This window comes from Nocardia carnea (assembly GCF_029868325.1).
GTDB lineage: Bacteria > Actinomycetota > Actinomycetes > Mycobacteriales > Mycobacteriaceae > Nocardia > Nocardia carnea_C.
Map to the genome: position 1 here is coordinate 1 of NZ_JARWNW010000175.1, position 10,296 is coordinate 10,296.

At 67.0% G+C, this 10,296-nt stretch carries 8 protein-coding genes; 4 read left to right on the forward strand and 4 right to left on the reverse strand.

Going from position 1 to position 10,296, the window contains the following annotated elements:
• Window positions 1-173 precede the first annotated feature (173 nt).
• Window positions 174-461 (reverse strand): hypothetical protein, encoded by a 288-nt coding sequence (locus QH196_RS14040; protein WP_033246586.1) that lies wholly within the window; start codon window positions 459-461, stop codon window positions 174-176.
• Between the two features lie 472 nt (window positions 462-933).
• Window positions 934-2,121, reverse strand: a complete 1,188-nt coding sequence (locus tag QH196_RS14045) for an ATP-binding protein (protein ID WP_280416226.1) — start codon at window positions 2,119-2,121, stop codon at window positions 934-936.
• Between the two features lie 399 nt (window positions 2,122-2,520).
• On the opposite strand from QH196_RS14045, the gene QH196_RS14050 reads away from it, so the two are divergent.
• Window positions 2,521-3,162 (forward strand): C40 family peptidase, encoded by a 642-nt coding sequence (locus QH196_RS14050; protein ID WP_280416227.1) that lies wholly within the window; start codon window positions 2,521-2,523, stop codon window positions 3,160-3,162.
• A 3-nt stretch (window positions 3,163-3,165) separates the two neighbouring features.
• Complete coding sequence (locus tag QH196_RS14055) at window positions 3,166-3,570, forward strand: RNA-binding S4 domain-containing protein (protein ID WP_280416228.1); 405 nt, start codon at window positions 3,166-3,168, stop codon at window positions 3,568-3,570.
• A 132-nt stretch (window positions 3,571-3,702) separates the two neighbouring features.
• Here the strand turns inward: QH196_RS14055 and QH196_RS14060 are convergent, their stop codons facing one another.
• Window positions 3,703-5,616 carry an acyltransferase domain-containing protein gene (locus QH196_RS14060; protein WP_280416229.1) on the reverse strand — a complete coding sequence of 638 codons (1,914 nt, stop codon included), beginning with the start codon at window positions 5,614-5,616 and terminating at the stop codon, window positions 3,703-3,705.
• Between the two features lie 576 nt (window positions 5,617-6,192).
• Here QH196_RS14060 and QH196_RS14065 point away from each other — a divergent pair.
• Window positions 6,193-7,146, forward strand: a complete 954-nt coding sequence (locus QH196_RS14065; RefSeq protein ID WP_280416230.1) for an MBL fold metallo-hydrolase — start codon at window positions 6,193-6,195, stop codon at window positions 7,144-7,146.
• A 125-nt stretch (window positions 7,147-7,271) separates the two neighbouring features.
• Here the strand turns inward: QH196_RS14065 and QH196_RS14070 are convergent, their stop codons facing one another.
• The gene (locus QH196_RS14070; protein ID WP_280416231.1) at window positions 7,272-8,246 is read right to left on the reverse strand and encodes an NAD(P)H-dependent flavin oxidoreductase; all 975 of its coding nucleotides are present in this window, start codon (window positions 8,244-8,246) and stop codon (window positions 7,272-7,274) included.
• Window positions 8,247-8,579: 333 nt separating this feature from the next.
• Here QH196_RS14070 and fadD5 point away from each other — a divergent pair, with 333 nt between their 5' ends.
• On the forward strand, window positions 8,580-10,148 hold the full coding sequence (gene fadD5 / locus QH196_RS14075) for a fatty-acid--CoA ligase FadD5 (RefSeq protein ID WP_280416232.1): 1,569 nt from the start codon (window positions 8,580-8,582) through the stop codon (window positions 10,146-10,148).
• Window positions 10,149-10,296 lie beyond the last annotated feature (148 nt).

Below are 10,296 nucleotides of genomic sequence, written 5' to 3' on the forward strand. Positions count from 1 at the left end.
CTGCTGCGCGAATCCGGACACGGTCACACCCGGTATCCGAGGTAGGACCGGGCGACCTGTTCGTGGGGGGGGGGGGGGGGGGGCCGCCCCCCCCCCGCCCCCCCCCCCGCGCGCCGCCCCGGCGGGCGGCCGGGGGCCCAAGGTTCAGTTATCCGGTGGTGAACCCGGTGGTGCTACTGGGTGCGTGGCCGCGAGTGGAAGCCGAGCCCCTCGTCCTGGGCGCCCATCCACGCCGACTCGTCGGATTTGCTGTCGGGTACGTAGATGGGTTCCTGGGCGCGGCCGGCGACCGGTGGCGGCGGGCTCTGTTCGAACTCGTCGGCATCGATGCAGAGTCGCTCCAGGTCGTTCTCCAGCCGGCGGATCGTGCCCGCGTCCCCGTAGTGGGCGCGCAACACTCCGATGGACTGCCGGAGCTGGTTTACGGCGTACCGGAGTTCCGCGAAGTCGCTACGTGTCATGGATACCTCCTGATTTGCTCACCGGTCGCGGTGGGTGGCGCCGCGTGGGCTGCGCTGGCCATCCGGCGTAGCTTGTGACCGACCACACAAGGTGATCTACAACACAGTACGGCAAAAACTCGATTCCGGCTCGTCGGATGGTCAAGATCAGATTTCGGTTGGGAGCCGATGTGCACAACTGTCGAGGGCCCGGCAATGGCTGCGGCCCCGCCCCGCGGTGGTGCGATCGCGGGTGTCGAGATGTTTCGAGTGGAAGCTAGGATTTTCGCTAGAACAGGGAAGAAAGGCTCATGCAACCACGGAGTGAGTGCAATATCCCGGTTTCTGAAAAAATCGCTAGAAACGGTTAGATACCCCGATCGTCCGCGAACACGACCGGCCGCTGCGGTTCGTTGAGAGACTGGATCTCGATCGGGACGTCTAACCCTGTCTAGCGCAACCGCTAGGCAGCCGCATAAATCGGAATCGGTGATCAGGTGGTCACACTTCGCAGGTAACGACCGAAATGGGGCACCGTGAACCCGATCGTCCCCCGCTCGGCGGAGTAGATGAGTCCCTTTTTGATCAGGCCGTCGCGAGCCGGCGAGAGGGATGCGGGTTTGCGGCCCAGTTCCGTCGCGACCGCGGCGGTAGCGACGGGGCCCTCATCGCCGGACAGATCGGCCATCGCGCGCATGTACTCGCGCTCCGCCGGGGTCGCGCGTTCGTAGCGGGAACCGAAGAACCCGACGGCCAGCTCTTCCTCGGCGGTCGGCGCGGCAACCTCCACATCCTCGGCGGTGATCGGGCTACCGGGTGCCTGATCCCAGGTCGCCTTGCCGTAGGCCTGGACGAAATACGGGTAGCCGTCGGCCTTGCGGTACAGCGCCGCCAATGCCTCGTCGGAGAACTTCACCTCTTCGCGTTCGGCGGGGGCTATGAGCGCCAGGTCGGCGGACTCCCGATCCAGCCGGTCGATCCGGTGATAGCTGAACAGCCGTTCGGAATAGCTCTTCGACGCCGACAGTACGGCCGGTAGATGCGGCAGACCTGCACCCACCACGATCAGCGGCGCGGCGTCCTGGCTCAGTTCGTGGCAGGCGCCGCAGATGGCCGAGATGTCCACGGGTGCGAGGTCTTGCATCTCGTCGATGAAGATGGCGATACCCACGCCGATATCCGCGGCCAGGCCGGCGGCCTCGGTCAGTAGTTCCACCAGATCGATTTCGATATCGCCGGAGTCGGCTCGGCCGGTGACGGCCGGGACATCGATACCCGGCTGCCAGCGTTCCCGCATTCCTTTGTCTGCGGTGGCGCGCAGGGCGAATGCCTTGAGTATGCCGAGGAAATCGTCCACGCGTTCACTGTTGCTATGGGTTTTGGCGATGGCCCGGGCTGCCATGTGCAGCGCCGAGGACAGCGGCCGCCGCAGTTCCTGATCCGGTCGCGCCTCGATCTTCCCGGTACCCCAGCCGCGGGCACCGGCGGCCGATCGCAGTTGATTGAGCAGAACGGTCTTGCCGACGCCGCGGAGTCCGGTGAGCATCACGCTGCGTTCCGGCCGACCCCGCGCAATGCGTTCGCAGACGACGTCGAAGGCGTCGAGTTGCTTTCCGCGCCCGGCGAGTTCGGGTGGACGCTGACCTGCGCCGGGTGCATAAGGGTTGCGCACGGGGTCCATAACTCTCCTACCGTAGCGCGCCTATCCGTATATATGGGCGAATCTATGTCGTGTCCTAGATACGGCTATCCAGAAAGGGTGGGGAGCCGTCTCGCGGCGGTGGAGATGCTCCGTAGCCGAACCGACACGCCCGCCGATACCTCGCCGTGACCTATCGATGTACCGAAAATCCCTTCGCGCACAGTGCTTTACACCTGTACTCCCAGCTCGCGAGAAAAGCCGGCCCGTTCGGCTGGACAACACCGGGCAGGCATCGTAACCTCTTTGTGACTTAGTGGAGTCGAGTCGTTTCGTCAGTGAGGCGGCGCCACTGGTCGCCGCCATCTCAGGCCGTCGCGATAAGCGTAGGACGCGCGTCCGACGATGGTGGGAGAGCACGAAGATCGGAGACGGAGCTCGGTGGGTAAGCACAGCTTGCAGCGAGAATCCAAGCTGCCAAATTCTGTCAAGGGCGCGCTCGTCATGGGCACTCTCGCCGCGACCACGGGCACCATGCCCGCTATCGCGAATGCCGCGACCACCACGATCGACGTTCCCGGCGTCGGTAAGTTCGACGTCGAGGTCCCGGATCAGTACGCGGCCCAGGCAGAGCAGCTCAACCAGCAGCTGAATCAGGCGCTCTCGGCGGCCCCGCAGGCAATGCCGTCGGCACCCGCGCTGCCGAATTTCGCCCCGCCCGCGCCGGCGCAGCAGCAGACGGCCGGTGATGTCGCCCTCGACGCCGCCAAGACGAAGGTCGGCGCCATGTACTCCTGGGGTGCCGCGGGCCCCTACAACTTCGACTGCTCCGGCCTGGTGCAGTGGGCGTTCAAGCAGGCCGGCATCAAACTGCCGCGCACCAGCTTCGAACAGTCCCATGTGGGCGCGCCGGTGGCATTCCAGAATCTGAAGCCCGGCGATATCGTCATCACCAACGGTGGCGGCCACGTCGGCCTGTATGCCGGTGACGGCAAGCTTCTGAATGCGGTGCAGTCCGGTGAGCCGGTGTCCTACACCAACCTTTCCGCCGACGAAGTGGTCACCGCGCGTCGTATCGTCTAAGGGGTGAGTCCAGCTCCCTCTGTTCCGGACAATGGTCCGGCCCAGGCCCGGGTCGACTCCTGGATATGGGCCGTGCGGTTGTTCAAAACGCGATCGGCTGCCGCGGCTGCGTGCCGCGGCGGTCATGTCCGTGTCAACGGTGCGACAGCCAAACCGGCTCAGCCGGTGCGGCCGGGTGACGAGATCCGTATCCGCAGCTCGGGGATCGAACGGATCGTCATCGTGGAACGGGTGATCACCAAACGGGTCGGTGCTCCGATCGCCGCCCAATGCCTGATCGACCGCAGTCCACCTCCGCCGCCGCGGGAAGTCCTCGCCTCCCTCCCGCAACGCGATCGCGGGGCCGGTCGCCCCACCAAACGGGACCGGCGGGAAACCGATCGTCTGCTGGGGCGGACGGACCGCTGATTCGCGCCGCGCACTACGCACGCGGCGATTCACTCTCGAACCCACCGATGGGCTTCGGGCCCCGCCCGGACAGCGCCGCCGAGTGTGGCCCACGTGCTCGGGTCCGCACCCGGAGCCAGTGCTGGGGTCGGTTCAGGGCGGCGAATCGTGTCCGAGCGCATCCACCGATGTCAGGCCGTCGATCTCTCGGGGCGCGGTGATGCCGCCGAACGGTGTCGAGAACACGGCAATGAACGTCACCGGGTCCGCGGCGGTGAGTTCGATGAGATTGGCCGCGGCCGGCGAGATACGCGCGAATCGCCGCGCGAGCCGCCCCGCATCCAAGACCGGCTCCGGCGATTCGGCCGGCGCCTGCCCGCTCCGGGCCGAACCCGTCGCGGTATTCGCGGACAGCGCGGCCACAACGGTGTCCTCGAAAACCTGGGCCGCGTGGACCACGCCGCGGATGGTGCATCCCGATTCGCGGATATCGCGCAGCGCATTGTCGAGATCGTGACGGTCGGCAGTATCGCAGCGCACCACCACGACCCGGTCCTCGAATCCCTCGAGCAGTGGGGGCACCGGGCGCGGTGAACGGGTCGGCACCAGAACATCGCGGGCACCGGATACCAGCAACCGGCGCACCATGACCGAGCCGAGCGCGCCGAGTCCGCCACTGACCACGTAGGTGCCGGCCGTATCGATCTGCATCGGCGGATCCAGTGCGACCTGGGCCGCCAGGAAGCGGATAGCCCTGTTGGCGTCGACCATTCGAGTCCATGCGATGATATCTGTGGGTGGGAGGTTATCGGTGAGCCGTATCGAAGCCAGCGTTCCGGCGCCCGTGACCTCCGCCCGCATATCTCCTCCCGCCGGGCCGATTCCCGCGACTCCCGGATCCTGATGACTCCGGCCCGCCGACAGGCCTTCCGCCGTTTCATCCGGCGCCCCGGTTTCTGCTGAAGCCGTTGCGGCAGAATCGATTACGTACCCGCCGCCGAGCTGGGACCGGCCATTGCTCGTTCCTGTATGCGGTTCGCGGCCGGTGGAGCCCTCCAGAAGCTGCCGGGTTCGGTGTCCCGCGGTGGCCCGGGTTGCCTGCACCTGGGCCAGGCAGGTCAGGAACGTGGTTCCTTCGTCGTCGCCGCGGGCGGTGGGGTAGGTCGTATGGGCGAACTGCGGGAGTTCGCGCAGCACATCGCGGAGAATCGGGTGCGGGGCGACTTCCAGCACGATGGTTGTCTCCGCGCCCGCGGCAGCCCGATCCAGTGCGGCTGCGAGTTGTACCGGTCCGGTGAAGTTCTCGACCCAATAGCGGCCTGTAGTGATCGGTGCATCGATAACCGCACCGCGGCGGGCGGTGGAGTACATCGGGATATCCGGGGTCGTGGGGCGCAGCGAGCCGAGGGCGGCGACGGATTCGGCCGCCGACCGGCCGATCGCCGGGGCGAACGCATCGCAGCGCTGCGCGGCGATATCGCGGCGTCCGGCCCGGCGCACCACGGCATCGATATAGCGCGGTGGTCCGGAGACGAGTACCGAGTCGGGTCCATGGACGGCGGCGAGTACGACCCGTTCGCGCACGGGATCCACCAGGCGCCGCACCTCCGGCACCGAGGTCCGCAATTCGGCAACGACATCGGTTTCCACCACCCGGCGCACGGCGTGGGCGCGGGCGAGAACTACATGGACGGCATCGGACAGAGGGAGGGCGCCGGCGGTCGCGGCCGCCGCCACTTCCCCGATACCGTGCCCGATCACCCCGTCGGGCCGCACACCCCACGAGATCAGCAGTCTGGCCGTGGCCACCTGGTAGGTGAACAGTGCGGCCTGGGTGAACACCGGATCCCGCCGTCGCCGGTCCGGCCACTGTGCCGCACCGGGGTGGCGGAAGCCGTGGCGCGGAGTCCACACGCGCGGTCCGCCCGCTGCCACGACGGCATCACTGGTGTCGAGCACGGCCGCGGCGAAAACGGGGTACCTCCCGGCCAGGGTTCGCCCCATTCGCGCATGTTCGCCACCTTCCGGCGAGAACAGGAAAACCACGCCGCCCGCCGAATCGGTCATCGGCACGACAGCAGGTACGACGGGGTGCGGCTACGGCCGGGGCGAGCGGTGCGCACGCGCCACCGGCCGCTCGGCGAGCCGTGAATCCAGCACAGTAGCTGCGTGTCCCGCCTCACGCCACGATTATGCCGGAAGAATCCACCGGGCCCGACCGGCCGCGGCGTCACGAAACCTGCTGCCATCCGGAAGAATTCGACGCAAATGTCCGGCAAACACAGGGGGTCGAGCTGGATCCGCCGAATCGCTCGGTGGCCGGGCCATAGCGTCGGCGCAAATGATCGCCGGCGCACGGCAGTGTTACCGCTCGTTCGCAGAGCCCCACGGATTCGACCGGGTTGTCGAGGTCGCTGATCCGGAGTCCGGCGTGCCGTGGCGTTCTTGTGCGCTGCTGCGGGATGGAAAACCGCTGTGGAACCGAAGGCCTATCGAGGCCCGATCGGATTGTCCCGGAGTGACAGATTCCGTGCCGGGAACCTGTGGGGCCCGAGCGCCGATATGAGCGACGGTCTGTCAGCGTCGCGCCGGGCCGGTGTTCGTTCGCCCCGCCCGTGCCCGGACGGCCGGTACCGTTGCGATGTGGCTGCTTCCGCCGACGGACGAACCCCGACCTTCCCCACGCTGCTGCGCTGTTGTGCGGCCTTGGCTGCCACACCGGCGCGGCTGCTGCGGCCCCGTAAGGCCGATACGCTGCTGCTGTCGCGGCTGGAATCGGTATCTCCGCCGCCGGCCCGGGCGAGTGTCGAACTGACCGTGCTGTTGCAGGGCCGGATGCAGGCGCCGACCGCCATCGTGGCCGAGGGGGTGCGCAGTCTGGGGCATCTACCGATGGCGATGGGGGCGTATCTGGTCGAACATCCGAAGGCGCGTTTCCTGGTCGATCCCGCGCTCTGCGCCCATGTTCACCGGCGGGTGCTACCGGATCTGCCGTTTCCGATTCCGCTGTTGGTCGCGCCGGACAAACCGGTGCTCGGCTTGGCCGATGCGCTCGCCGCCCGCGATATCGATCCCGCCACCATCGATTTCGTGCTGCCGACCCATCTGCACTGGGACCATATTTCCGGTGTGCTCGAACTACCCGAATCGGTGCCGGTGCGCCTGCCCGCGGCCGAGCTGGGCTGGGCGCTGGAGGGGTCGCACGCACCGGCCGGAGTGGTGCGCGGCCCGTTGCAGGGACGATCGCTGGATCCGCTCGAGTTGGACGGGCCGCCCGTGCTCACCTTCGAACGCAGCCTGGATCTGTTCGGCGACGGATCGGTGCTACTGGTGGACCTGCCCGGGCACACCCCGGGCAGTATCGGCGTACTCCTCGCCACCGCAGGCGGCCGCCGGGTGCTGCTGGCCGGGGATGCGGTGTGGAACCGGCTGCAGATCGATCTCATCCGGGAGAAGGCGCCGATGCCCGGTCAATTGTTCGACACCGATCGGGATCGCGCCTTCGAAACCATCCACCGATTGCACGCGCTACCGGCCGATATCGAGGTGGTAGCCGCACACGATTACGACGCCGTCGCAGCACTGGCCGCGCACTGACGAGCGGGGCGAGCCGGGAGCGGCAAGCTGCAGCAACGGTGCGGGAAGCCGACTGCTGTGAGACGGCTTCCCACACCCGGCGCCGGATCGATCGCCATACCTTCCGGCGCGGCTCAGGGGCCGATTCAGGCCGAAACGAATCGAGCGAGCCGGGCGTTGATCAGTTCCTCGGCCTCCGAGACCATCCGGCCGATCAGATCGGCGCAGGTCGGAATATCGTCGATCAGACCCTGGCACAGCCCGACCGACCAGATCCCGGCGTCCAGATCGCCTTCCTCGAACACCCGCCGGCCACGGGCACCGGAGACGAGTTCGCGGACGTCTTCGAACTTGCCGCCGGCCTTCTCGATCTCGACGACCTTACGGCTGATCTCGTTGTCGGCGACCCGTGCGGTGTTGCGCATGGTGCGGAAGATCAGCTGGGTATCGCGTTCGGAGTTGGCGACGATCTGTTCCTTGACCTGCTGGTCGATGGAGGATTCCTGGGTGCACAGGAAGCGGGTCCCCATATTCGCGCCGTCGGCGCCCAGTGCCAGCGCCGCGACCAGGCCGCGGGCGTCGGCGATACCGCCGGAGGCGATGAACGGGATGGTGAGTGCGCGGGCGGCCGCGGGAATCAGCACCAGACCGGGCACATCGTCCTCACCCGGGTGTCCGGCGCATTCGAAACCGTCGATGCTGACCGCGTCCACGCCGATCTTCTGCGCCTTGAGCGCGTGCCGCACGCTGGTGCATTTGTGCACGACCTTGATACCGGCTTCGCGGTAGGCGGGCAGGAACGGCTCCGGGTTGCTCCCCGCGGTCTCCACGATCTTGATACCGCTGTCCACGATCGCCCGCACGTATTCCTCGTACGGCGGCGGGTTGATCGAGGGCAGGATGGTCAGGTTCACCCCGAACGGCTTATCGGTGAGCTCGCGCGTGCGCTCGATCTCGCGCCGGAGATCGTCGGGGGTCGGCTGGGTGAGTGCGGTGATGAAACCGAGCCCCCCGGCGTTGGCCACGGCGGCGACGAGTTCGGCCCGGCCGACCCACATCATTCCGCCCTGCACGATCGGATGTTCGATACCGAAAGTCTCGGTGAACCTGGTCCGCAGCATCGCCTGCTCTCCTCACTTTCCGCGGATAGTCCGCGCATGCTGCATGGTGCCATGCCGGTCGCGACCCGATCAACCCCGGAAGTGAGTCGTGATTCGCATAAGTGAGCGAGTTCTGCGATAGCTGGCAGGTGTGCTGACACGCCGGTATCGTCGCAAATGCGCGCGTCAACGCGCGTGAACCTGTTTCACGGTCCGGTTCCTCGGAATTAACGGCCATTCGGCCCCGTTTTCCTTGCCGGTGCCGATGTGAATTGCTATTCTGCCGACACGTTCACACCGCGTGTGGTGCCGGACACTCCGGTGGGTCACGCGGTACCGAGAGGAGTACGTGGGATGACCACCGGTGCGCAGGCCCTCGACGAGCCGATCCGTTCGCGTCGCAACCACTGGAACAACCAGATCGCCACGCATGCGGTGATGCGGCCCGACGAGGTCGCGATTCGTTTCCGCGGTGCCGACACCACCTGGCGGCAGCTGCACGAACGGTCGCAGAAGTTCGCCGACGCGCTCGCCCGCCGCGGCGTCGGCTCCGGTGACCGCGTGCTTCTCCTGGCGCTCAACTACCCCGAATACCTGGAGGCGGTTTTCGGGATCAACGCGCTCGGCGCAATCGCGGTCCCGGTGAATTTCCGGCTCACTCCGCCCGAGGTCGCCTATATCGTCGGCGACAGCGGCGCCAAGGCCGTAGTCACCGATACGGTCCTGCAACCGCTGGCCACCGCGGTGCAGGCACAGGCCACCGGGCTCGACCACGTCTTCGTGATCGGCGGGAGCAGCGGTGAGGGTGTTATCGGCTACGACGACGCGCTCGTCGAGGAGGGCGCCGCGCACACCCCGCTCGATATCCCCGAGGACACCCCCTGCCTCATCATGTACACCTCCGGAACCACCGGTAGCCCCAAGGGTGCGGTCCTGTCCTACGGCAATATGAACGCCCAGGCTCTCACCTGTATCCGGGCGTTGGCGATCGACCAGGAATCGGTCGGTTTCTGCACCTCCCCGCTGTTCCATATCGCGGGCCTCGGCAGCCTCGCGCCGGCCTTCATGCTGGGCGCCAAGACGGTGCTGCATCCGCTGGGCGCCTTCAGCGCCACCGAATTCCTCGACGCCGTCGAGGCCGAACAGGCCACCACGGCATTCTGCGTACCGGCGCAATGGCAGCTGATCTGCGACGAGCCGACGGTGAAACAGCGCAAACTGGCGCTGAAGGCGCTCAGCTGGGGCGCCGCCCCCGCCTCCGATACCGTGCTGAAGGCGATGGCCGACGCATTCCCGGACGCATTCAACGTGGCGGTGTTCGGCCAGACGGAGATGTCGCCGATCACCTGCGTCCTCGAAGGTAAGGACGCCATCCGCAAACTCGGCTCGGTCGGCAAGGTCATCCCCACCATCCAGGCCCGCATCGTCGACGACGAGATGAACGATGTGGCGCCCGGCGAGGTCGGCGAGATCGTCTACCGCGGCCCCACCATGATGTCGGGATACTGGAACAAACCGGAGGCGACCGCGGATGCCTTCGCCGGTGGCTGGTTCCACTCCGGCGACCTGGTGCGCCAGGACGAAGAAGGCTTCGTCTACGTCGTGGACCGCAAGAAGGACATGATCATCTCCGGCGGAGAGAACATCTACTGCGCCGAAGTGGAGAACGTCCTGTTCGCGCATCCGAAGATCCGGGAAGCCGCGGTCATCGGCCGGGCGCATGAGAAGTGGGGCGAGGTCCCGGTGGCCGTGGTCGCGCTCGACGATGCCGACGGCACGCTCACCCTCGAAGAACTGGAACCGTTCCTCAATGAGAACCTGGCCCGCTACAAGCATCCGAAGGAACTGGTGATCGTCGCGGAACTGCCGCGCAACGCCAGCGGCAAGGTCGTGAAGGTGGAGCTGCGCAAGGACAGCGCGTAGTCCCGTACCGCCCGAGCATGCCCCCGGGGCCCGCCGGTTTAGGGCCCGCCCGGCCCCGTTAGGTTTTGCCGCAGGCGCCGTGGAGGGGGTTTTAACAGCCCAATTGTGGGGGCGGGGGCGCGTGGGGGTTTTTTTAAGGGATGGGGGG